The organism is Bacillus cereus group sp. Sample62 (assembly GCF_036851315.1).
Lineage (GTDB): Bacteria > Bacillota > Bacilli > Bacillales > Bacillaceae_G > Bacillus_A > Bacillus_A wiedmannii.
This window is the reverse complement of sequence record NZ_JAFLPK010000001.1, coordinates 4,076,401-4,099,888: the sequence shown is the minus strand read 5'-3', so window position 1 is coordinate 4,099,888 and position 23,488 is coordinate 4,076,401. Positions and strand designations below refer to the sequence as shown.

The window sequence follows — 23,488 nt, the reverse complement described above, 5'->3', positions numbered from 1 at the left end:
GTTTTTTAATACGACTTTTTAATTATGTAGCATCATATATTTCCTCTCATGATATATATTTATATTAAAGATATGAGATGAAAAATATAAAATACGCCCTTTTTCTCTGTTTATGAGCTCTTAACCTAATAATACGCGAACGAGTTGAATAATTGTCTCGTTTTCTACTTTGTAATAAATTTCCAATCCTTTTCTTTCACTTGAAACGATTTTAGCACTTTTTAATTTTGCTAAATGCTGTGAAATTGTAGATTGTGGCATGTTTAAGCCAGTGTACATTGTAGAAACGTTGCTTGGACCACGTTCAATTAATCCTTTTACAATACATAAGCGAACAGGATGAGCAAGTACTTTCAATAATTCTGCATTGCTTTCATATAGTTCTATTTCTTTTTGAAAGGTTTCTAACATGTTCTTTTCCACCTCCGTGTGAGCTGTTATACCATACTATACATACCAAAAAATTAAAGAAAAGAAAACAGTTGTTGCAGAAAAAAATTCCTAAAGTAAAGAAATTGTAAGAAAAGAGACCCTGATGTAAATAAAGTAGATAAATTTGCACGGTTTTGTAAAATGACACTTTTGGGTGAAAATTTCGATGCGTTTTAAAAATTGAAAGATATAGATATATTTGTAACACAATTTTATCATGATTTTCTTATTCTTTCAAATGAATATACAAAATTTTTAAAATAATAAGAAAAAGGAATTATAATGCTATATATAGAATATAAAACAGGTTAAAAGAAAAGAAGCTGAATGTAGTTAGCTTCTTTATGGTGATAACAAAATATTTGAGTATAGCTGATAAATTTTAGAATTACCAAGAAAGTAGTTATGTATTCTAGAGTTCATCTTTTATCAGCTTTAAAAATCTGTGGTTCCATATGTTCTCATAAAAATCAATTGTCTCTTTTGCGGACATAAACGGATTATTTAACGTAGAGGTTGCTTTCTGTACCATGAAGTTTTCGTATTCTAGTCCATGGGAAAATTTAATCGTAGCATCCATACAGTACTCTGTTTGGGCACCACAAAATTCAATACGGTGTACAGATAATTGTTCTAAAATCTCTTTCAAGTTTGTTTTATAAAATGAATTGGCATGTGTTTTTCTTACAAAAAAATCTTGTTCCTGAACATCTAGATCAGCATGAATAGCCCAAAGTTCTTTTTCGGGTACTAAATCATCATCACAATGTTGAATAAAAATGATTGGTGTATTTGATTTTCTGTATGAAGAAATTCTTTTATTTACTTTTGTAAGTAAATTTTGTAAATCGAATAAATGCTCTTCGCTATAACATACTCCATTTTGTAAATCGATAACGATTAAAACATCTGCACAGGTATCCATTATTTTTGCCCCTTTTTTTACTTCTTAATATATCAATTAATTCATTATTTAGAAATAGATGGTGCTCTTTCGTTTTTTTATGAACTATACGAAAAGTGAAAAATATACTTAACGGCATAAAAAAGAAGATATGAAAACTTAATTTCATATCTTCTGTTCGTTCTATGCATTTACAGGTTCTTCTACATAAGAAAGGGCATTTTCAAAATCGGATATTAAATCGTCAACATTTTCAAGGCCGACGGATAACCGAAGTAATGAATTAGAAATCCCTCTTTCATCACGAGCTTCTTGCGACAGTGCTGCATGGGACATTTTAGCTGGGTAGGAAAGAATCGATTCGACAGCCCCTAAACTAACTGCAAAGACAGGTAATTTTACTTTTGATAAAAATTGGCGGAGTGCGTCTTCTGATTGTAAAGTGAAAGATAGGACAGCTCCAGCTGATGTAGCTTGAGATTGTTGAATATCAAATCCAAGATGTGTTTGTAAGCCAGGATAATAGACATTTTTAACTTTAGCGTGCTCTTGTAAATAATGTGCAATTTTATTGGCGTTTGCAGCTGAATGCTCAAGACGTACATGCAATGTTTTTAGACCGCGAAGTACGAGAGAACAATCTTGAGGACCTAAAATAGCGCCGAATGCATTTTGTAAAAATCCAAGTTTTTGAGCGAGTTCGGCATCTTTTACAACCGCTAATCCGGCAGTAACATCACTATGACCGGCAATGAATTTTGTGGCACTATGAAGAACGACATCGGCGCCAAAATCAAGTGGTTTCTGGAATAGTGGTGTCAAAAATGTATTATCAACAAAAGTAAGGGCGTCAATAGATTTTGCAAGTTTAGAAACAGCACGAATATCTGTCACTTTTAAAAGTGGATTAGAGGGTGTTTCCACATAAAAGAGTTTTGTATTTGGCTTAATGTTTTGCTTTATTTCTTCTAAATTTGTCATATCAACAAATGTATGTGACACACCGTAACGGGAGAGCACTTCAGTTATAATTCGGTAAGTCCCTCCGTATACGTCTTCTGAAATGAGTACGTGATCGCCTTGTGAAAGAAGGAGGAATGCAGTAGAAATCGCTGCAATTCCTGATGCGAAGGCAAATCCCTTTGTTCCTCCTTCTAATAAAGCAATGATATCTTCCAGAGCTTCACGAGTTGGATTACCAGAGCGACTATAGTCATATTTTCCGAACGTATCTACATCAAACTGGTGGAATGTTGATGTATTATAGATGGGAACGTTAACAGCTCCTGTTTGCGAGTCATGTTTATATTGGTTGTGCAGTAAGAGTGTATCTATAGAATAACTCATATTCTTACACCTGCTTTTACAATTTTAATGGCTTGCTTTAAGTCTTGAATTAAATCGTTACTATTTTCAATGCCAACGGAAAATCGCAGAAGACGATTACATACACCGTTTGCTGTTCTGATTTCTTCAGGAATATCAGCGTGTGTTTGCGTTGCTGGATACGTCATTAAACTTTCAACACCACCAAGACTTTCAGCAAATGTAATTAAGGATAAAGATTGTAAGAATGGATTAATCCATGTTTCATCTTTCAGACGAAATGAGATCATGCCACCTCTTCCAGGATAAAATACATCTGTCACCCCGTCTTCATCATTTAAATAAGCAACAACTGCTTTTGCATTTTCTTCATGTTGTCTCATGCGAAGCGCTAACGTTTTCATACCACGAATTAATAGCCATGAGTCAAATGGACTTAAGACCGCACCAGAGGCATTATGATAATGAGCGATTTCCTCACAAAGTTCCTTTCCTTTTGCAACGACAAGTCCGCTTAGGACATCGTTATGTCCCCCTAAATATTTCGTTGCGCTATGAAGTACAATGTCGGCACCTTCTGTTAATGGCTGCTGTATATAAGGCGTATAGAATGTGTTGTCTACAATAAGAAGTAGTCCGTGTCTTTTCGCTACAGTTGCGACAGCGGCAATATCAGTAACTTGCATTAACGGATTAGTTGGAGTTTCTATGAAAATAGCTTTCGTTTCAGTTGTGATAGCTTGCTCAATTTGTTTAATAGATTGTGTATTTACGTATCTACATCGAACATTCCACTTTTTTTCGTGCTCAGAAAATAATCGATAAGTGCCCCCGTATAAATCTTCAGATACAATAAGTTCGTCTCCGGAACGGAATAGGGAAAGGACGAGGAGAATAGCTGCCATCCCTGAACTACAGGCATAACCTTGTTCACCGTACTCTAAATCTGCAATTGCCTGCTCTAAAAGACCGCGAGTTGGGTTGCCAGTTCGTGAATAGTCAAAGCCAGTAGAGTTACCAATTCCTTCGTGACGATAAGCAGTTGAAAAATAAACAGGTGGGTTAACAGTTCCTGTTGTAGTTTCGCTCCGGTTTCCGATTTGTGCTAGTTTTGTTTCAATAGTTGACATGTAAAATTCCTCCTTTTTAAATTAACAATTAAGTGAATGTAAAATAAAAAAAGCCTTCTAAAGAAGAAGGCTTTCGGTTTGAATAGAGTCTTCTTCTCATCTGTCAAATCGTTCACAATTTGCTGGAATTAGCACCTTATTAACAAATGTTAATGGTTGCTGAGGCGTCATAGGGCCAGTCCCTCTACCTCTCTAGATAAGAATGTTCGTATGAAATTTTATTATGTTTTTAACTTTACAACAAAAGATAATTGAATTGCAACTTTATTTTAAATAATTTTTATTTTTCCGCAAGTGTCATTGACTTTTGCATTTGTGCATGCTAAATTTATTTAAAAATTAACAAACATTGTTAAAAGGGGAACGTATTTCCTTTTAGCTACATAAATAAAATAATAAAGACAAACTCTTATTGAGAGCGGTGGAGGGAAAGGCCCTGTGAAACCCGGCAACCTTCAAACGAAATGTTTGAAACGGTGCTAATACCTGCAAAACGAATGTTTTGCATAATAAGAGGAGGAACGATTATGTCCCCCTCTTCAAAGTGAAGAGGGGTTTTTTTATATTGATAGAAATGAGGGAGATTTGTGAAATTACTAGATTTATTATCAAAAGGAATTGTAATAGGCGATGGTGCGGTTGGGACATTATTACATTCACATGGTTTGCAAAGTAGTTTTGAAGAATTGAATATATCTGATCCAGATTTAATTATATCGATTCATAAACAATATGTAGCTGCTGGGGCAGATGTGATTCAAACAAATACGTACGGAGCAAATGAAGCGAAATTACGTATGTATGGCTTAGAGAATCAAGTTGTTCAAATTAATAAAGCGGCAGTGAAGATTGCGAAAGCATCTGTTACAGATAGAAATGCAATTTTAGGGACAATTGGTGGTATGAAACATATCGGAGCTGTTACGACAACTGATATGGAGCGAGAATTTATGTTACTGGAACAGGCAAGTGCATTACTAGAAGAACAGGTTGATGGACTGCTATTAGAGACTTTCTATGATGAGTTTGAATTACTTCATGCTGTTCAGGTGTTACGAAAACAAACGAATATTCCAATTGTAGCTCAATTAGCGTTACATGAGGCAGGTACGACTCAAAATGGAAATGATGTAAATGAAATATTAAAACAGCTTTTAGATTACGGTGCAAATGTCGTTGGATTGAACTGCCAACTAGGGCCACTTCACATGACGGAAGCTTTTAAAATGATATCGATTCCTCAAAATGGCTACTTGTCAGCATATCCAAATGCAGGTCTCCCGAATTATGTGGAGGGACGTTACGTATATGAAGGGAGTCCGGCTTATTTCGAAGCGATGACACCGAAATTTATTGAGCAAGGTATTCGGTTATTGGGTGGTTGTTGTGGCACGACTCCAGAACATATTGAAAGTATGAAACGTGCAATTGCAAATGTTACACCTGTAATAGAAAAAGATACGATTCAAAGACCGAAAGTAGTTCATACACACGAGAAACGTTCAAAAGCTCATGTCACATTAGCAGAGAAAGCAAAAAAACAAACGACAGTAGTAGTGGAATTAGATCCACCGAAAACATTAGATACGCAGCGATTTTTTGAAGGTGCAAGAGCATTGAAAAGAGCTGGGGCAGATGCTATTACTCTAGCAGATAATTCATTAGCATCGCCTCGCATCTCGAATATGGCAATGGGGGCATTATTAACGAAGCACGATATTCCGGTATTGACGCATTTAACGTGTAGAGATCATAACGTCATTGGACTACAGTCTCATTTATTAGGCTTATCAGCGTTAGGTATGGAAGAAGTGTTAGCTTTAACTGGTGATCCAGCACGCGTTGGTGATTTTCCAGGTGCCACTTCTGTATATGATTTGTCCTCTATTGAGCTCATTAAAATGATTAAAGAAATGAACGATGGGCGCTCCATTTTAGGGAAATCAATAGGTCCAGCAACAAGATTTTCAGTGGGAGGTGCGTTTAATCCGCATGTAAGGCATTTAAAAGCAGCGGTTAAGCGAATGGAACGGAAAATAGATGCTGGAGCGGAATATTTCTTAACTCAGCCGATTTATGATATCGCGTTAATTGAAGAAGTGTATGAAGCGACAAAGCATTTGGAACAACCTATTTTTATTGGAGTTATGCCATTAATAAGTAAAAGGAATGCAGATTTCCTTCATTTTGAGGTGCCGGGTATTACTCTACCTGAAGAAATAAGAGAGAGAATGGATGGACATGAAACGAAAGAAGCAGCAATTGAGGAAGGGATTCGCATTTCACAAGAATTGATCGATGCGGCGATGAAATATTTTAACGGTATTTATCTTATTACACCATTTCTAAAATATGAAATTACAGAACATCTTGTTAAATATGTGAGAGAAAAGCAAGAAGTGAAAGAAGGTATTAATTGATGAAATGTATAGAAGAAAAATTACAAAATAACATCTTAATATTAGATGGTGCAATGGGAACAATGATTCAGCAAGAGGACTTAACTGCGGAAGATTTCGGAGGAGAAGAGTACGAAGGTTGTAATGAATATTTAGTAGAAACAAGGCCTGATGTCATTTTAAAGATTCATAAAGCTTATATTGAAGCTGGAGCGGATATTATTGAAACAAATACATTTGGGGCGACGAATATTGTATTAAGTGATTATGAGTTGTCTCATTTAGATGAGGAATTAAATGAGAAGGCAGCACGTTTAGCGAAGCAAGCGGTCCAAGCGAGCGGGAAGGAAGTATATGTTGCGGGAGCAATGGGACCAACAACGAAAGCGATTAGTGTTACAGGTGGTGTAACGTTTGAAGAATTAATTGAAGCCTATACACGGCAGGCTAGAGGCTTATTGAATGGCGAAGTAGATGTATTACTCGTTGAGACGAGTCAAGATATGCGTAACGTGAAGGCTGCTTATATTGGAATTCAAGCAGCTTTTGACGAGCTAAATAAAATTGTACCTATTATGATTTCGGGAACGATCGAACCGATGGGAACGACTCTGGCTGGGCAAACAATTGAGGCTTTTTACTTATCGATAGAACATATGAAGCCATTATCTGTTGGATTAAACTGTGCGACTGGTCCGGAGTTTATGAGAGACCATATTCGTTCACTATCTGATTTGTCGGAGTGTTACATTTCTTGTTATCCAAATGCAGGTCTTCCTGATGAAGATGGACATTATCATGAATCTCCATCTTCTCTCGCTGAAAAAGTGAAGCGATTTGCTGAAGAAGGATGGGTTAATATTATCGGTGGTTGTTGTGGCACAACACCAGAACATATAAAAGCAATGAAATCCGCGTTAGCTTCTCTTAAGCCGCGTGAACACCACGAAAGAGCTGGACACGGGGTTAGTGGATTAGAGGCACTGCAATATGATGACTCTATGAGACCATTATTTGTTGGTGAAAGAACAAACGTTATTGGATCACGTAAATTTAAACGATTAGTAGCAGAAGGGAAATTTGAAGAGGCTGCTGAAGTCGCAAGAGCGCAAGTGAAGAAAAATGCTCATATTATAGATATTTGTATGGCAGATCCTGATCGCGATGAAATAGAAGATATGGAAAACTTCTTGGCAGAAGTTACGAAAGTGTTAAAAGTACCAATTATGATTGATTCAACAGATGAAAATGTGATGGAGCGAGCTCTTACTTATATTCAAGGAAAAGCTGTTATTAATTCAATTAATTTAGAAGATGGAGAAGAACGATTTAAAAAAGTGACACCGCTTCTTCGGAAATATGGTGCTGCTATTGTTGTAGGAACAATTGATGAAGATGGTATGGCGGTTAGTGCAGAACGAAAACTCGAAATTGCGAAAAGAAGTTATGAGTTATTGACGACGAAATATGGTATACGCCCGTCAGATATTATTTTTGATGCACTTGTATTTCCAGTAGGGACAGGTGATGAAGAATATATTGGTTCAGCGGCGGCGACGATAGAAGGAATTCGCCTTATTAAAGAAGCATTACCAGAGTGTTTAACGATTTTAGGTGTAAGTAACATATCATTTGGTTTACCACCAGCTGGCCGCGAAGTATTAAATTCCGTCTTTTTATATAATTCAACGAAAGCAGGATTAGATTACGCGATTGTGAATACGGAAAAATTAGAACGGTATGCGTCAATTCCAGAGGAAGAAAAACGTCTTGCAGATGCATTACTTTTTGAAACGACGCAAGAGACGTTAGAAGAATTTACAAATTTCTATCGCGCGGCAAAAAAGAAAGATGTCGTTATCCAACAAACATTAACTCTTGATGAAAGACTGGCAAATTATATTGTAGAAGGTACGAAACAAGGGCTACAAGAAGATTTAAGCCTCGCACTTACAGAAGGAAGAAAACCTTTGGATATTATTAATGGCCCACTTATGACAGGAATGGATGAGGTGGGACGATTATTTAATAATAATGAGCTTATCGTTGCCGAAGTATTGCAAAGTGCTGAAAGTATGAAAGCTGCCGTAAGCTATTTAGAGCCCTATATGGAATCTAGCGAGAGTGCGAAAAAAGGGAAAGTATTATTAGCAACTGTTAAAGGTGACGTACATGATATTGGGAAAAACCTCGTTGAAATTATTTTATCGAATAACGGATATGAGATTATTAATTTAGGGATCAATGTTCGCTCGGATCGAATTGTACAAGAAGTACAAGAAAAGAAGCCTGACATTATTGGCCTTTCTGGTTTATTAGTAAAATCAGCGCAACAAATGGTAACGACTGCTGAAGATTTAAAAGCGGCAAATATTGATATTCCAATCGTTGTAGGCGGGGCAGCGTTAACGAGAAAGTTTACAGATAATCGTATTTCCCCATCATATACAGGGCTCGTATGCTATGCGAGTGATGCGATGACCGGGCTTGATATTATTAATAAGCTTCAAAAAGAAGAAGAGCGCGAGAAGATGAAACAAGATAAAAAAGAGCGCCATCTTCATATCGTAAAAAAAGAGGAGAAGAAAGTAGAAATTCCAGCAGTAATTGAACCGTTACCGAAGGCTGAGGTTATGATACCTGATTCAACAAAGCGAATTGTATTACGTGATATTCCAGCCCTTCATCTCGCTCCATTTTTAAATAGACAAATGCTACTTGGACATCACCTTGGATTAAAAGGAAATGTGAAGAAGCTTTTGCGAGAGGGAGATAAGAAAGCGCACGAATTAAATGATTTAATAGACGAATTATTGCAGGAAGGACAATCTTGGTTAAAACCGAAAGCGGTGTATCAATTTTTCCCAGCGCAAAGTGACGGACAAAACATTTTAATATATGATCCAGAAGATCATACACGTGTTATAGAGCGTTTCACATTCCCAAGACAAGGAAAAGAACCATATCGTACTTTAGGTGATTATTTACGACCAGTTGGAGATGAGATGGACTATGTTGCTTTCCTATCTGTTACGGTTGGGGAAGGTGTTCGGGACATTGCTGAAGAGTGGAAGGCGAAGGGTGATTATTTACGCAGCCATGCGATCCAATCGTTAGCGCTTGAACTAGCAGAAGGTCTTGCTGAAAAAACACATATGCTCATTCGTGATCGCTGGGGCATTCCGGACTCACCTGAACTGACGATGGAAGAACGTTTCCGTACGAAATATAGAGGGATACGTGTGTCCTTCGGTTATCCGGCATGTCCAGAACTTGCAGATCAAGAAAAGTTATTTAGCCTTATTCATCCAGAAGAAATAGGTATTTCATTAACAGAAGGATTTATGATGGAGCCAGAAGCATCTGTGACTGCTATGGTATTTTCCCACCCTGAAGCAAGATACTTTAGTGTATTATAGTGTAGAAGGGGGAGACGTATGAAAAAAATAGTCTTTACAGGTGGCGGTTCGGCAGGGCATGTAACACCTAATTTAGCCATCATTCCACATTTACAAGAACAGAATTGGGATATCTCGTATATTGGTTCTCATCAAGGGATTGAGAAAACGATTATAGAACAGGAAGGCATTCCATACTATAGTATTGCAAGTGGAAAGCTACGTCGTTATTTTGATTTAAAAAATATAAAAGATCCTTTTCTTGTAATGAAGGGTGTTATGGATGCGTATGTAGGGATTCGAAAACTAAAACCGGATGTGATTTTTTCAAAAGGTGGTTTCGTATCTGTACCAGTCGTAATTGGAGGGTGGCTAAATAGAGTCCCTGTTTTATTACATGAATCTGATATGACGCCAGGACTAGCAAACAAAATTGCGCTCCGTTTTGCTTCGAAAATATTTGTTACATTTGAAGAAGCTGCGAAACATTTACCGAAACAAAAAGTAATCTATACAGGATCTCCTGTACGTGAAGAAGTGTTAAAGGGAAATCGTGAAAAAGGTTTAGCGTTTTTAGGTTTTTCACGTAAAAAGCCAGTTATTACAATTATGGGAGGAAGTTTGGGCGCAAAGAAAATTAATGAAACGGTTCGAGAAGCGTTACCAGAACTTCTGAAAAAATATCAAATTGTTCATCTTTGTGGAAAAGGTAATCTTGATGAAAGCTTACAAAATAAAGAAGGATATAGACAATTTGAATATGTACATGGAGAACTGCCAGACATATTAGCGATAACAGATTTTGTTATTTCACGTGCGGGCTCTAATGCCATTTTTGAGTTTTTAACATTGCAAAAGCCGATGGTTTTAATTCCGCTATCGAAATTTGCAAGTCGTGGAGATCAAATACTAAATGCAGAGTCTTTTGAAAGACAAGGATATGCTTCTGTATTGTATGAAGAAGATGTGACTGTGAAATCTCTTATAAAGCATGTCGAAGAATTAAATCAAAATAATGAGATGTATAAAACAGCTCTAAAAAAATATAATGGAAAAGAAGCAATTCAAACAATCATTCAACATATTTCAGAGGCATGATGAAACAATCATGTCTTTTTTAATAGGATGAAAGATTCCAAGGATTGATATTTTTATGTTACAATAGCAAATGGATTAGTAGGGAAATTCCAATTAATGAAGCGTGAAAATACGAATGGATTAGGAGTGACTGTGTTGGAGCTAAGTCTCTATGAAAATACTGCACTTATTATATGCTTTGTGTTGTACGTTGGTAGTGTTATTGTTTATATTTCAAGGAAATTTTCGCAAGAAAGAGAGCTTGAAAAATCAGAAATCACAGCTGAACTAGAAATGTTAGCTGATGAAAGTTATAAAAAGAAGAAAATAAAAGAAGAGCATGAAGAATCCCATCATTTAAACGCAAATAAGTTTTAAAGATGGGGATTTTTTTTTGAAGTCGTTCTTTATTATGTTTATAGTAAGTAACGCTAAAAGGAGTTTCCCGTACATAATGAAGGAGTGTATATAAATGAATTTTTATGTCGCCTCAGGATTCCAAAATAAACATCTTGTACGTTCTATAGCAAATGAACTGAAACATGCAGGATGGCACCATACATATGATTGGACTAAAAACGAAAGAGCAGTGAATCAAAATCAATTAAGAGAAATTGGTCAGGCAGAAAAGAATGCTATAAAAGAAGCGGATGTCTTTTTACTTATATTAGATGGCGGAAATGGGAGCCATACAGAGTTTGGAATGGCGATTGCGCTAGAGAAAAAGATATATGTATATCATGAAAGAAACCCGCTTCAAACAACGTTCTATCATTTGCCAGAAATAAATATTTTTGAAGGAGATGTAACTGAATTTGCATCTCATGTTATGAACCATGTGAAATAATAGTAACGACCTAAAAGGTTATAAAAGTGATCTTTTGGGTACAGTGATGATAAGAAACATATATAAAGGAGTACTTAATATGAAATTAGAAAATGGATGGGAAACGAGCTTTTTAGAAGTCGTACAAAATAGTGAATTTAAGAAAGAGGCCGTTCTTAGTCAATTGCTTTGTGAGGATAGTGAAGAAGTAGAAGAGCTTGTTGATGATTATGGTTATGAAGAAATCATTGAACGCGAACATGATGATGAATTAGCAGAAGTTTTAGGGGAAGAACTTTTCGATGAGATGGAACGACACGTATTCTTATCTTCACAGCCAGAAGAAAAACTTATTTCATTCGTAAATGGATTAGGTTTTCATGTGTTAGATTGGATCGTTCTTCTTGAAACAGAATTTGGCATTGATAGTGTACACTTTACGTCGGACGCCGTGAAAATGTTAGAAAAACGCTTTAGACAATTTCCATACATAGAAGATAAGACAATTTTTGATATGACATTTGGAGAAGCAATGGATGTATTAGAATCCATTACAGGATTACAACTGAAGGAAAAGATGAACGTATAATGTGAAAAAAGAACGTGATATCCTCACGTTCTTTTTTACATTATAATAATTTTGTCATCTAGTTTTGTTTGCCCGCTAAGAAGTGCGTTTAAATATTCCACTTTTCTTATACAAGCCTGTATATGTCTTTCAACCTCTTGTAACTCTGCTTGGTGATGTGTTTCAATCGGATGAATTTGTACGTTGAATTTTTCAAATTGACTACTATATGTTATTTCTGCATAGCCGCTCATAATATCCATTTCGTTATGAAATAAAAATTGTTTCGTTTTGTCACAGAATGATACATTCTGAAAGCCATATACTTTTAATGCGTCAATTACTTTTTTAATCATTTTTGTATTCATTTTTTTTAACCCTCTTTGCGAAGTTCTACTTATATATTATAACATAAAAAATTACATAGAAAGCGCTTCCAAGTGTATTTTATTATAAACTTTACGTTTCAATCACAAAAATGAAACAAAGAAAAAATAATTGTAAAGAAGGGAGGACTCTTTTATTGTTTCGTCATATATATAGAGAAATAGTGCAAGGAAAGGGAATTTTCCGAATTTGAGTTCGTATTTCAAATTTAAGCGCAATAAAAGAGGTGAGAGACTTGAACTTTGATATTGTAGGACAAAAAGCATATATAAAAGATGGACCGCATCGGAACCGAATTGGAATTGTAAAGAACAGCGAGACAAAATTAGAATCGCAGTTTGCTATTGTAATTGGAGAACAAATCATTGATGTAGAGCTAAAGGATATCGTGTTAGTTGGAGTAGACGTAGGACAATTTCATAAATGGTGCGAACAAAATGGTTATTTGTAAGAAGGACGGGCTGTGAGATAATGAAATATATTTGAGAAAAGAGAATATGTTATTGTATTCTCTTTTTCTATGTGTAAGGAGACGGAAATGAAGTATAAAGAACGAGATTTTACATTGGAGTTAAAAGAGAAGATTCAATGCATGGAGAAGGAAACAGAGAGAATATCATTTAAACTTTTTAAAGATTATTCACATTTGTACACAGAAAAAAACATGGAATTATTTATAGAACTCATCAGAGATAAAGAAGATCCTTTTGAAACAGGATATTCTTCATCCATTTCGATAGCTGTATTAGATGAAGAAGGAGAGATGATTGAATTTTATACAGTTCCTATCTGGGAATGTTGTAATTATTTTTTAGGGGTACCGCTTCAAATAAGGTTTTGGGGAAGTAAGTTAAGTGGTGAACTTGTTGATGAAACTAATTGTGAGATAGAGGAGGAGTTAAAGGAGCGGTTGGAAGAGTTTTTACAGTTTACAGATGAGGAATAATAGTTAGTCTTTAGTTTATAATTAATAGTTATTAAAAAATGAAAAAAAGTATAATTTCTTTATATCTATACATGGTGATATATAAGTGGTGTTTTACTATTGCTGAAGTAATTGGTAGAGCTTTATACATAGTGTTTGAAACAATATGTTATGCTTTATGTATAAAAGACAAAGAGGAAGATGAAAAAAACTAAAAAAGGACGCTAACATTTTTTTGTTAGCGTCCTTTTCATTATGAAGCAATTTCACCAGTTTTTGTATCATCTTGATTGTACGTATCTTGATCTAATTCACCAAGCCATTTACTAGAAATAAGACCTGCTGTCATAGAACCACTTACGTTAAGAGCTGTACGACCCATATCGATTAATGGTTCAACTGAGATAACAAGAGCGACAATACCGATTGGTAAGTTCATTGTAGATAGTACGATTAACGCTGCGAATGTTGCACCGCCACCAACACCGGCAACACCGAATGAGCTAATAGCAACGACAGCGATTAAAGTTAAAATAAATTGTGGTTGTAATGGATCGATTCCTACAGTTGGAGCGACCATCATTGCAAGCATTGCTGGATAAATACCTGCGCAACCGTTTTGTCCGATGGATACTCCGAATGATGCTGCAAAGTTTGCAATCCCTTCGGAAATACCAAGCTTTTCTTTTTGCGCTTCAATATTTAATGGCATTGCACCAGCACTAGAGCGAGATGTGAATGCAAATGTTAATACAGGGAACACCTTTTTTAAATATTGAATTGGATTTAAACCAGATAGAGCAATTAATAATAAGTGGATAACGAACATTACGATAAGTGCCACGTAAGACGCTAACACGAAGTTACCAAGTTTTAAAATAGCATTTATGTCGCTACCAGCAACTGTTTTTGCCATAAGAGCTAATACGCCATATGGAGTAAGACGTAAAATTAATGTAACCATACGCATTACGATTGCATATACAGCATCTAGCATTTTCTTAAATAGTTCTGCTTGTTCTGGATATTTTCGTTTTACCCCTATAAAGGCGATACCGATAAAGGCTGCAAATATTACAACAGAAATTGTTGATGTTGGACGAGCACCTGTTAAATCAAGAAACGGATTTGTAGGCAACAGCTCTAATAATTTATCTGGAATTGTTGTTTTTTCAATAGAAGTAAATCTTTCTTCAACTAGCTTCAGACGAGCAGACTCTGCATCACCTTGTTGCAAGCCTGTTGCTGATACATCAAATCCTGCACTTGCAGCGATACCGACAGCTGCAGCAATTCCTGTAGTAAGAATTAAAATTCCGATAATAAGACCACTAATTTTACCAAGATTTTTTGTTAACTGTAATTTTGTAAAGGCTGAAATAATAGATACTAAAATAAGTGGCATAACGATCATTTGCAGTAATTTCACATAACCGCTACCGATTAAGCCAAACCAAGTATTTGATTCAATAATTACTTTAGATGTTGGCTCATAAATAAATTGTAATATAAGACCGAATATAATTCCGACTCCTAAAGCAGTAAATACACGTTTATTAAAAGATACATGCTTACGTTGCATATAATATAATACCCCAACTAAGATGATCATGACTGCAACGTTAATTCCGACAAGCAGTGTATTCATGTTAATTCCCCCTAATTCCAATCTGTTATATAGAATATAAGGTAATAAAACCTATAAGTCAACTAGGAAATTGCGGAATTAAAAAAAGATGGCAAAATGCCATCTTTAATGTCCAGCTCCAGGGACAAGTAAAAACGTCGTGTAGTATGTAAATCCTATGAAGAAAACAGTTAAATATGCCCCGAATACGTATATATACATACGCTCTGTTAAATTTAAATAGCTTAAAAGTACGAAGAAACCTGTTTGTCCTAAAAATAGTAGTGCGGTCGAATGCATATCCCCTACGTAAAACATAACCGAGAAAATTCCAGTCCAAAAGCCGAGAACGCGAAACATGCGCTCCATGCCATCTCCCTCCTTTTCTAAAAAAGTAAACCTCTCCTCATTATAGTTTATTTTTCTTACTATTGTAAATATTCGTTCATATAAAAAGAAGCCAATTATAATTGGCTTCTTTTTATATGAGAAATTAAATTGTTAGTTTATAATTACAAGATTTACATCCTTCTAGTAGACTATCGTTTCGAGTTAATTCCGTGTTAGGGAATAGGATTTCAAAAATCCCTTTCATCATATCTCCGTGCATATTACAAATTTCAGTTGGGTGATGAACAGCAACTTCTTTAAATGGACAATTGTGTACATCGTAGAAAATTTTCGTTCCATCTGCACTTAATTCAAATGCAGGTGATAAACCAGCTGTTGAGAAAGCTTCTTTTGCAATTTGGACTTTTTGCTCTACTGTTAAAGCATCTTCATTCACATGTAAACGCTGCATATGTTGTTGCATTAACTCGGCCCCGAATTGTTTTCCTGTTTCGTATAGCGCTTTTTCACCAGCGGCGCCAAGGCTAAGTAAAGAATTAAATGCTATTCTTGCTAACAATTGATAATCGCGGAATGGAAATTGTAATTGAATCACATCTTCAGATAATACATATAATCTGCTTGGTCTTCCGCCTTTTCCAGTTTTCTTTGTTTCCGATTTCAGCATATGAACATCTTCTAATTTAGATAAATGTAAACGGGCTACGTTTGGATGAATGTCAAACTCATCTGCAATTTCTTGTACAGTTACGTAACTATGTTTTTGAGAAATATATTTATAAATGTAATAACGAGTTGGGTCAGATAATACGCCTGTAATTTTTAAAGCTTGTTCCATGAGGATCTCCACCTTTATCACTTTATCCAAGATAATAACATTATAATACAGATAAACTTCCATATAGGTAATTTCAGACAATAATTCGGAAATTGTTCATAATTTCACAAACATATTTTTCCTTTTTGCTCTAGTGAAAATACAAAAATGCCGATTTTTCTTATCTGTTTTTTCATGCTATATACATAGTGGGGAGGGAAAAAATGATGAATGGAATTGAAATTTTTGCGAATATGATTTTGAAAGAGGCGTGCAGGGTACAAGCTTCGGATTTGCATATTGTGCCCCGGAAGAAGGATGTAGCGGTTCAACTGCGTATAGGAAAAGATTTAATGACGAAACACTGTATCGAAAAGGAATTTGGAGAAAAACTTGTTTCACACTTTAAATTTTTAGCATCCATGGATATAGGGGAGAGACGGAAGCCACAAAATGGTTCACTGTATTTACAAATGGATGGACAAGAAGTGTATTTACGCCTTTCCACGCTTCCAACCGTATATCAAGAAAGTCTCGTTATTCGTCTTCATTTACAAGCATCTATTCAGCCGTTATCTCATCTTTCGTTATTTCCAAGTACAGCGAAAAAACTACTCTCTTTTTTACACTATTCACATGGGTTACTCGTATTTACTGGACCGACTGGTTCGGGCAAGACAACAACAATGTATGCATTATTAGAGGTGATTAGAAAAAAGAAAACACGTCGCATCGTTACACTTGAAGATCCAGTTGAAAAAAGAAATGACGATGTATTACAAATTCAAATAAATGAAAAAGCAGGTATCACATATGAGGCGGGATTAAAGGCCATTTTACGTCATGATCCAGATATTATTTTAGTCGGTGAAATTCGTGATGAAGAAACAGCGAAAATCGCTATAAGAGCAAGTTTGACTGGACATTTAGTAATGACGACATTGCATACTAGTGACGCGAAAGGAGCGATACTCAGGTTTATGGATTATGGCATAACGAGGCAAGAGATTGAACAATCTTTATTGGCTATAGCTGCACAGCGACTTGTCGAATTGAAGTGTCCGTTTTGCCAAAGAAAGTGCTCAACTTTATGTAAATCAATGAGGCAGGTAAGACAAGCGAGTATTTATGAGTTGTTATATGGGTATGAGTTAAAACAAGCGATTAAAGAAGCAAACGGGGAATGTGTCACATACAAGCATGAAACATTAGAATCTTCGATACGAAAAGGATACGCTTTAGGATTTTTAGAAGAGGATGTGTATGTTTAAGAAAATATGGAGTTTAAGTGATCAAGTCGTATTGCTGAAACGATTAGGAGAACTATTAGAAAAAGGATACTCCCTTTTGCAGGCATTAGAATTTTTACGGTTTCAATTGCCTTTAGAAAAGAAAGTACAATTGCAGCGTATGATTGATGGATTAAAAGATGGAAAAAGTCTACACGATTCTTTTCATCAATTAAAGTTTCATCAGGAGATGTTAAGTTATTTATTTTATGCCGAGAAACATGGTGATATTTCTTTTGCATTGCAACAAGGGAGCGCACTTCTTTATAAAAAGGATAAGTATAGGAAAGATATGATGAAAATAATGCAGTATCCCATGTTTTTGGCGCTCTTTTTACTAATCATGATTTTGATTTTTAACCGCATTTTATTACCACAGGTTGACATGGTATATAGTTCGTTTGGTTCCACAGCACCGTTATCTACAGAACAAATATTAAGTGCAATTAAGCTACTACCCTATCTTATTTTTAGCACTATTTTAATTGTGATGATTGGCTGTAGTGTATATATATTTTACTTTCAGAAACTCCCGCATATGAAGCAGGTAAAAATTAAGCTTCGTATCCCCCTCGTAAAAACATTTCTTATTTTAAAGCATTCACATTATTTCGCCACTCAATTGAGCGGTTTATTACACGGCGGACTATCAGTACTTGAGGCCCTAACAATAATGATGGAGCAACATTATCATCCGTTCTTTCAATATGAAGCGGGCCGAATTGAACGTCAATTAATTGCGGGAGAACCGTTGCAAGCTATTATTGCTAAAAGCGGATATTATGAGAAAGAACTTTCTTATATTATTACGCATGGACAAGCAAACGGTAATTTGGCGATTGAATTAGGTGACTATAGCGATCTTATCATGGAAAAAATGGAGCAAAAAGTTAAACGTATGTTAGTGATCATTCAACCAATTTTATTTACGTGTATTGGAGGAATAGTCGTTCTTATGTATTTAGCAATGATTATGCCAATGTTTCAAATGATGAATTCTATTTAGGAGGCATTTACATGCAGAATGAAGAAGGGTTTACCCTTTTAGAAATGTTATTAGTGATGGTCGTCATAACTGTATTATTACTATTAATTATTCCGAATGTAGTTACACAGCGTTCATCTGTCGAAGGGAAAGGATGTAAAGCCTATGTGAAATCTATAGAAGCGCAAATACAAGCGTACCATTTACAACATAATAAAATTCCCTCGCTAAAAGAGCTAAGGGATGAAAAATATATTACAGCTGATGAGTGTCCGAATGGTGAATCCATTCATATTTCAAATGATGGCACAGTAACAACTGGGAAACTGTGAAACAAAAAGGTTTTACGCTTTTAGAAATGCTACTCGTTCTATTTGCAATTTCTGTACTAAGCATGGTCACGTATTTTAACGTACATTCATTACATGAAAAACAAAAAGTGGAACAATTTTTAAGACAGTTTTCAAACGATATTTTGTATATGCAACAATTAGCGATAAACCGTCAAAAACACTATACATTACGATGGTATAAAAATAGACATACGTATTATATAGGGGAGCTAAGTGAGAATCTTACTATCATTAAAAGAGAATATGATAGTGATATACAAATTGATTTGAATACTTTTCCAAATCCGATGACATATAATTCGAGTGGAAATATTAATAGAGGTGGCACTATTTTACTTTCGTATCGAAGTTATAAATATGAGATTGTATTTCAGCTTGGGAGAGGGAGATTTACGTATCGTGAAATGTCAAAAAGGGTCAGTGATGGCTGAGATGCTTGTAGCATTAAGTATAGTAATGATGGCAGTATCTTTACTACTTCCGCAAACAGTATTGCTTATGCAAGAACGAAAAAACATACAAATTCGTTATAAAGCATTTGTATTATTAAAAAGGGAAGCAGCTTTATATATGTATGAGAATGGGGCGCAACGACCGCAAGAAAAAGTCGTAAACGGAAATGTATATTACACATATTGGGGAGGAAATGAAGTTTGTGCTATGTGGAAAGATGTGAAAGGAAGAATGATGGAACAATGCTTTTATGCAGGAGAAAAAATAAATTAGAAGTTGGGTTTACATTAATAGAAATGATTGTATGTCTTTTTCTGTTATCACTGTTCTTTTTACTCTTGCCACGTTTAAACTTTATTGGAATAGAAAATAAACAATCGAAAGGATTAAATAATTGGGAATGGGATGTGTTTTTAGGACAAGTACAATTAGAATTTCGTGAAGTATCATTTGTAGAAAAAATAGTCCCTGAAAATAAAGATAATCTTTTGCGCTTCCGTCTTCGTACTGGAGATGAAGTGACATATGAAAAATTGAATAACCATCTTATAAGAAAAGTGAATATGCGTGGAAGAGAAGTTATATTACAAAATGTTGAAATGGTTTCTTACGAAGTAACACCTCATTTGCTCTTTATAAATGTGAAAGATATGAGTGGGAAAATATATGAAGGTGTAGCTGTCAGGTATAGCGAAATGGAAATAAATATATGAGAAAACAAGATGGATTTACGATGCCAGGAACAATCATTTTTCTTGTATTATTAACTTCGTTCTTTGTATACGAAACGAATATGTTGCTTATAGATAAAAAATTTTATATTGAAATAGAGCAAAAGTTTGTACTGGAAGAACTACTAAATCGATCAATTACAAATATAAAAAAAGACTTACAGCAAAAAGAAAAGGAAGATACTTTTTTCTTTCAATATGAAAAGGGCGAAGCAAGTGGAAATTACGTCTTTGAAAACGATGATATTCTCGTTTCGTTGCAGTGCAAAATTAAACAGGAAATTTTCTATAAAGTAAGCTTTCGGTATAGAAAAAAGGATGAAAAAATATTCGATTGGATAGAAGGATAGTATGTTGAATGTGTGAACAAAAACCATAATTTCTCATTTTAAAACAATTGAAAGTTTAAATTTTCTCAAAAAAGAGAAAGGTAGAAAGAATATGATATATTCAAGCTATCCAAACATATTTTTTTAGGGAGAATAGGGAAATGACAAATAACAATCAAATAGGTGAAAATAAGGAACAAACTATTTTTGATCATAAAGGAAATGCAATTATGACAGAAGATAGGGAAATACACATTATTTCAAAATTCGAAGAACCTCTTATTGTCGTGTTAGGAAATGTATTAAGCGATGAAGAATGTGATGAATTGATCGAATTGTCTAAAAGTAAGTTAGCACGTTCTAAAGTTGGTTCATCACGTGATGTAAATGATATTCGAACGAGTAAGGGTGCATTTTTAGACGATAATGAACTTACTGCGAAGATTGAAAAACGAATTTCATCTATCATGAATGTTCCTGCGTCGCATGGAGAAGGATTACACATTTTAAATTATGAAGTGGATCAACAATATAAAGCACACTATGATTATTTTGCGGAACATAGTAGATCAGCTGCTAATAATCGTATTAGTACGCTTGTCATGTACTTAAATGATGTAGAAGAAGGCGGGGAAACGTACTTCCCGAAATTAAATCTTTCTGTACACCCTAGAAAAGGAATGGCAGTATACTTTGAGTATTTTTATCAAGCTCAATCACTAAATGAGCTTACGTTACACGGAGGGGCACCTGTAACGAAAGGCGAGAAATGGATTGCAACGCAGTGGGTGAGAAGAGGTGCTTATAAGTAAAAACGTGTATGTGACGTTTTGTTCTTCATTGTACAAGGAGAACAAAACGTTTTTTTATTAAATAATATAATCTTTCGTTATAATAACAAATAATAACGGATGATTGAGAGGAACGAACATGAAATCTATATACATAACCGGCTATATGGGAGCTGGGAAAACAACAATTGGAAAAGCGTTAAGTAAAGAACTTCATATGGAGGTTATCGATACAGACCAAAAAATTGAAGAGAAGCAGGAGAAGGCGATTCGTAATATTTTTGCTGAAGAAGGGGAAATGGCTTTTCGGGAATATGAAAGTGAAATGTTACGTTCACTACCGAGTTGTAATGTAATTATTACAACTGGTGGCGGAATCATTGAGCGAGAAGAAAACCGAAAGTGGATGAAGGAAAATGGAACTGTCGTGTATTTATATTGTGATCCACATGTAATTGCAGAAAGGCTTCGTGAAGATACGACACGTCCACTATTTCAGAAGAAAGATATAGAGGCATTTGTGATGAAATTTGAATCGCGCCGAGCTCATTATGAAGAGGCTCATGTTCATATCGATACGACGAATAAGTCTGTAAAGCAAATTATGAATGAATTAAAAGAAAAGATTAATGGATAAAAAAGTGGACATACTAATCAAGTAGAGGTGATGATAATATGTCTACTAATGATTATGTTCGCTTTGTGACACAGCAGTTTGTGTCGTACATGGATGCTCCAAAAGAAGATCGTAAACAAAAGAAAGAACAACGCCGTGCTGAAAAAGAACCATTTATGAATAAGTGGTTTGGTGTTATGCCGCTTAGTGCTGCTTTGTTTTATCGAAACGTAAAAGATAAAAGAAAAAAATCAAGTTAACGATTTCGTAATATGTGTAGCAAAATGAAACCCCCCTAGTAGTATGATGCTACTAGGGGGTTTTCATTTACTGTACGGATTCCTTTTCTTCTGTAACGGCATGTATTTTATTGTTTACCCAAACAAATCCAATTCCGATACAAATGGAAATGCCCCATCCAACAGCGGTCATAATTGCTCTCATTTCACCATAGCCATCTACACCGAAAACAGAGATGAAATAAATTTTTAAGAAGCTTTTTAATATGAATTGTAGGCCGAAAAATAGCGTTAAGTATTGTAGTGCTGGATAGATACGACTATCACGATACAGTTCACGACTTTTATCACGGTCATGGCCTTGCAATGCGGAAATATCTGCTGCGAAATATAACATAAGTGGTTTTTTTATAAAAATTGTACATATGACGATAATACCGAGTACGATGTGATAATACGCATCGTTCCACAACATTCGTTCAGCTGATCCAGATAATAGGTCTACTGTTGTATTAGAAATGAGTGTAATTAAAATAAAGAACCCTGTCACGTTAAACTGTTTTTCTTTTTTAAAGGTATACAGTGTATAAATAATCCCTGGAACAGAGGAAAGTAACATCGCGTAATAAGGATCGATATAAGGTTTTGCAAATTTCCAAATGAGGAATGGGATTACGAGATAAAAGACAAGATCTAATATAGCTTTTTTATTTTGATTCATATAAATCCTCCTTAAGTCATACATATATTTTATAATATAATTTCTGAAAATTGTATAAGGTTTAAGGGGAAAAGAAAAAATATATTACTTTTTGAGGGATTAGTAGATTAAAAAAATTGCCCCTAGCGTAGTAAGTTTTTTTAGTATATAATAAAGGAAACGCTTTCATTTTTGGTTTGTTCACAAAATGGACGGAAAATCACATATTTACTATCGATATGTTGCTTTATAATGAAACTAATTAAATATACATGCATACAATATTGTGAAATAAATAACATAAATAATCTATATAAATGTAAACGTTATCAAAATAGAGAGGTGGAGACAATGAGTAAATTTTTCTTCAATCATAATCCAGCAACAGTAGAGGATGGAAGGCTTGTTAAGTATGCTGAAATTATTTATGGAGAAGGTGGCCGTTCTGTATTAGAAAATTTAATGGTGAAGGCATCTATCAGATTGCGTGATCGTTATCCGAATAAATCTGACGAGCAGATCTCGAACCTAGTAAATAAAGGCATCCATGATATGTTTCAAAAATACGTGAGTGAGTAAGAGTAGCCAATGGCTGCTCTTATTTTTTTGTATAAGGATTGCATCTCTTGCTGAAAATAAGGAGGTATTTTGAAAGATATAAAAAGGGGTGAAAAGATGAGCAATGGAATTGGCCGTTCAAAAGAAAATCTTCCAACTGATGCAAATCATGTGAGTGCAAAGGATCGTGCGTATCAAAAACGTATGGCAAAGCAAAAACAACAAGAGCGTAATGAAGATAGAGAGTAACTCAAAATAAAGCTCCTTCTAAAACAGA

At 35.0% G+C, this 23,488-nt stretch carries 30 protein-coding genes and 2 riboswitches; of the genes, 20 read left to right on the top strand and 10 right to left on the bottom strand.

Annotated features, from left to right (window positions below):
* Positions 1–120: 120 nt before the first annotated feature.
* From J0835_RS20890 to metI, 4 genes are all read right to left on the bottom strand, one after another.
* Entirely contained in the window at positions 121–411 is a 291-nt protein-coding gene (locus J0835_RS20890; RefSeq protein ID WP_000894375.1) for an ArsR/SmtB family transcription factor, read from the bottom strand.
* Between the two features lie 433 nt (positions 412–844).
* Positions 845–1,357, bottom strand: coding sequence for a cysteine hydrolase family protein (locus J0835_RS20885; RefSeq protein ID WP_087981947.1), 513 nt, complete (start codon positions 1,355–1,357; stop codon positions 845–847).
* Between the two features lie 162 nt (positions 1,358–1,519).
* Complete coding sequence (gene metC, locus J0835_RS20880; protein WP_087981945.1) at positions 1,520–2,683, bottom strand: cystathionine beta-lyase; 1,164 nt, start codon at positions 2,681–2,683, stop codon at positions 1,520–1,522.
* Complete coding sequence (gene metI, locus J0835_RS20875) at positions 2,680–3,792, bottom strand: cystathionine gamma-synthase/O-acetylhomoserine thiolyase (protein WP_087981943.1); 1,113 nt, start codon at positions 3,790–3,792, stop codon at positions 2,680–2,682. Before metI ends, metC begins: the two co-directional genes overlap by 4 nt.
* A gap of 93 nt (positions 3,793–3,885) precedes the next feature.
* Positions 3,886–3,995: riboswitch (SAM riboswitch) on the bottom strand.
* 203 nt (positions 3,996–4,198) lie between these two features.
* A riboswitch (SAM riboswitch) is annotated at positions 4,199–4,308 on the top strand.
* A gap of 71 nt (positions 4,309–4,379) precedes the next feature.
* Between metI and J0835_RS20870 the strand changes: the two genes are divergently transcribed.
* From J0835_RS20870 to J0835_RS20845, 6 genes are all read left to right on the top strand, one after another.
* Complete coding sequence (locus J0835_RS20870; protein WP_087981941.1) at positions 4,380–6,212, top strand: bifunctional homocysteine S-methyltransferase/methylenetetrahydrofolate reductase; 1,833 nt, start codon at positions 4,380–4,382, stop codon at positions 6,210–6,212.
* Positions 6,212–9,610: a methionine synthase gene (gene metH / locus J0835_RS20865; protein ID WP_087981940.1), complete on the top strand. Its 3,399-nt coding sequence runs from the start codon at positions 6,212–6,214 to the stop codon at positions 9,608–9,610. The genes J0835_RS20870 and metH overlap by 1 nt, the downstream gene beginning before the upstream one ends.
* Positions 9,611–9,628: 18 nt before the next feature.
* Positions 9,629–10,687, top strand: a complete 1,059-nt coding sequence (murG, locus tag J0835_RS20860) for an undecaprenyldiphospho-muramoylpentapeptide beta-N-acetylglucosaminyltransferase (RefSeq protein WP_087981938.1) — start codon at positions 9,629–9,631, stop codon at positions 10,685–10,687.
* 96 nt (positions 10,688–10,783) lie between these two features.
* A complete protein-coding gene (locus J0835_RS20855; protein ID WP_000817963.1) occupies positions 10,784–11,044 on the top strand; it encodes a DUF3966 domain-containing protein in 261 nt (86 codons plus the stop codon).
* 94 nt (positions 11,045–11,138) lie between these two features.
* A complete protein-coding gene (locus J0835_RS20850; RefSeq protein WP_087981937.1) occupies positions 11,139–11,513 on the top strand; it encodes a nucleoside 2-deoxyribosyltransferase in 375 nt (124 codons plus the stop codon).
* Positions 11,514–11,592: 79 nt separating this feature from the next.
* Complete coding sequence (locus J0835_RS20845) at positions 11,593–12,081, top strand: hypothetical protein (protein WP_000764275.1); 489 nt, start codon at positions 11,593–11,595, stop codon at positions 12,079–12,081.
* A gap of 35 nt (positions 12,082–12,116) precedes the next feature.
* Here J0835_RS20845 and J0835_RS20840 read toward each other — a convergent pair whose 3' ends face one another.
* The gene (locus J0835_RS20840) at positions 12,117–12,428 is read right to left on the bottom strand and encodes a hypothetical protein (RefSeq protein ID WP_001093232.1); all 312 of its coding nucleotides are present in this window, start codon (positions 12,426–12,428) and stop codon (positions 12,117–12,119) included.
* 254 nt (positions 12,429–12,682) lie between these two features.
* Between J0835_RS20840 and J0835_RS20835 the strand changes: the two genes are divergently transcribed.
* Both J0835_RS20835 and J0835_RS20830 read left to right on the top strand, forming a co-directional pair.
* Positions 12,683–12,898: a DUF3912 family protein gene (locus J0835_RS20835; RefSeq protein WP_001008334.1), complete on the top strand. Its 216-nt coding sequence runs from the start codon at positions 12,683–12,685 to the stop codon at positions 12,896–12,898.
* 87 nt (positions 12,899–12,985) lie between these two features.
* Positions 12,986–13,393 carry a hypothetical protein gene (locus tag J0835_RS20830; RefSeq protein WP_087981934.1) on the top strand — a complete coding sequence of 136 codons (408 nt, stop codon included), beginning with the start codon at positions 12,986–12,988 and terminating at the stop codon, positions 13,391–13,393.
* Between the two features lie 232 nt (positions 13,394–13,625).
* Here the strand turns inward: J0835_RS20830 and J0835_RS20825 are convergent, their stop codons facing one another.
* The 3 genes from J0835_RS20825 to J0835_RS20815 form a co-directional block, all read right to left on the bottom strand.
* A complete protein-coding gene (locus J0835_RS20825) occupies positions 13,626–15,020 on the bottom strand; it encodes an L-cystine transporter (RefSeq protein WP_046956341.1) in 1,395 nt (464 codons plus the stop codon).
* Between the two features lie 105 nt (positions 15,021–15,125).
* Positions 15,126–15,368, bottom strand: a complete 243-nt coding sequence (locus J0835_RS20820) for a DUF2626 domain-containing protein (protein WP_000440714.1) — start codon at positions 15,366–15,368, stop codon at positions 15,126–15,128.
* 124 nt (positions 15,369–15,492) lie between these two features.
* Positions 15,493–16,188 carry a helix-turn-helix transcriptional regulator gene (locus J0835_RS20815; RefSeq protein WP_087981932.1) on the bottom strand — a complete coding sequence of 232 codons (696 nt, stop codon included), beginning with the start codon at positions 16,186–16,188 and terminating at the stop codon, positions 15,493–15,495.
* A gap of 206 nt (positions 16,189–16,394) precedes the next feature.
* Between J0835_RS20815 and comGA the strand changes: the two genes are divergently transcribed.
* The 10 genes from comGA (at position 16,395) to J0835_RS20765 (ending at position 21,974) form a co-directional block, all read left to right on the top strand.
* Positions 16,395–17,438 (top strand): competence protein ComGA, encoded by a 1,044-nt coding sequence (gene comGA / locus J0835_RS20810; protein ID WP_087982732.1) that lies wholly within the window; start codon positions 16,395–16,397, stop codon positions 17,436–17,438.
* Positions 17,431–18,462 (top strand): competence type IV pilus assembly protein ComGB, encoded by a 1,032-nt coding sequence (gene comGB, locus J0835_RS20805; RefSeq protein ID WP_087981930.1) that lies wholly within the window; start codon positions 17,431–17,433, stop codon positions 18,460–18,462. Before comGA ends, comGB begins: the two co-directional genes overlap by 8 nt.
* 11 nt (positions 18,463–18,473) lie before the next feature.
* On the top strand, positions 18,474–18,773 hold the full coding sequence (gene comGC, locus J0835_RS20800) for a competence type IV pilus major pilin ComGC (RefSeq protein WP_001178693.1): 300 nt from the start codon (positions 18,474–18,476) through the stop codon (positions 18,771–18,773).
* Complete coding sequence (gene comGD, locus J0835_RS20795; RefSeq protein WP_087981928.1) at positions 18,770–19,225, top strand: competence type IV pilus minor pilin ComGD; 456 nt, start codon at positions 18,770–18,772, stop codon at positions 19,223–19,225. Before comGC ends, comGD begins: the two co-directional genes overlap by 4 nt.
* Complete coding sequence (locus tag J0835_RS20790) at positions 19,218–19,520, top strand: competence protein ComG (protein ID WP_140386922.1); 303 nt, start codon at positions 19,218–19,220, stop codon at positions 19,518–19,520. The genes comGD and J0835_RS20790 overlap by 8 nt, the downstream gene beginning before the upstream one ends.
* Positions 19,490–19,960 carry a competence type IV pilus minor pilin ComGF gene (comGF, locus tag J0835_RS20785; protein ID WP_140386888.1) on the top strand — a complete coding sequence of 157 codons (471 nt, stop codon included), beginning with the start codon at positions 19,490–19,492 and terminating at the stop codon, positions 19,958–19,960. The genes J0835_RS20790 and comGF overlap by 31 nt, the downstream gene beginning before the upstream one ends.
* On the top strand, positions 19,957–20,328 hold the full coding sequence (gene comGG, locus J0835_RS20780; protein WP_087981926.1) for a competence type IV pilus minor pilin ComGG: 372 nt from the start codon (positions 19,957–19,959) through the stop codon (positions 20,326–20,328). The genes comGF and comGG overlap by 4 nt, the downstream gene beginning before the upstream one ends.
* A 140-nt stretch (positions 20,329–20,468) precedes the next feature.
* Positions 20,469–21,119, top strand: a complete 651-nt coding sequence (locus J0835_RS20775; protein ID WP_087981924.1) for a prolyl hydroxylase family protein — start codon at positions 20,469–20,471, stop codon at positions 21,117–21,119.
* A 118-nt stretch (positions 21,120–21,237) separates the two neighbouring features.
* Positions 21,238–21,735, top strand: a complete 498-nt coding sequence (locus tag J0835_RS20770) for a shikimate kinase (RefSeq protein WP_087981922.1) — start codon at positions 21,238–21,240, stop codon at positions 21,733–21,735.
* A 38-nt stretch (positions 21,736–21,773) separates the two neighbouring features.
* Positions 21,774–21,974 (top strand): YqzE family protein, encoded by a 201-nt coding sequence (locus J0835_RS20765; RefSeq protein WP_000106080.1) that lies wholly within the window; start codon positions 21,774–21,776, stop codon positions 21,972–21,974.
* 67 nt (positions 21,975–22,041) lie between these two features.
* Here the strand turns inward: J0835_RS20765 and J0835_RS20760 are convergent, their stop codons facing one another.
* The gene (locus tag J0835_RS20760) at positions 22,042–22,674 is read right to left on the bottom strand and encodes a VC0807 family protein (protein ID WP_087981921.1); all 633 of its coding nucleotides are present in this window, start codon (positions 22,672–22,674) and stop codon (positions 22,042–22,044) included.
* A 140-nt stretch (positions 22,675–22,814) separates the two neighbouring features.
* A complete protein-coding gene (locus J0835_RS20755; protein WP_003279814.1) occupies positions 22,815–22,931 on the bottom strand; it encodes a hypothetical protein in 117 nt (38 codons plus the stop codon).
* A gap of 73 nt (positions 22,932–23,004) precedes the next feature.
* On the opposite strand from J0835_RS20755, the gene J0835_RS20750 reads away from it, so the two are divergent.
* On the top strand, positions 23,005–23,232 hold the full coding sequence (locus J0835_RS20750; protein ID WP_000032702.1) for a hypothetical protein: 228 nt from the start codon (positions 23,005–23,007) through the stop codon (positions 23,230–23,232).
* Positions 23,233–23,328: 96 nt separating this feature from the next.
* Positions 23,329–23,460, top strand: a complete 132-nt coding sequence (locus J0835_RS20745; protein ID WP_000064668.1) for a hypothetical protein — start codon at positions 23,329–23,331, stop codon at positions 23,458–23,460.
* Positions 23,461–23,488 lie beyond the last annotated feature (28 nt).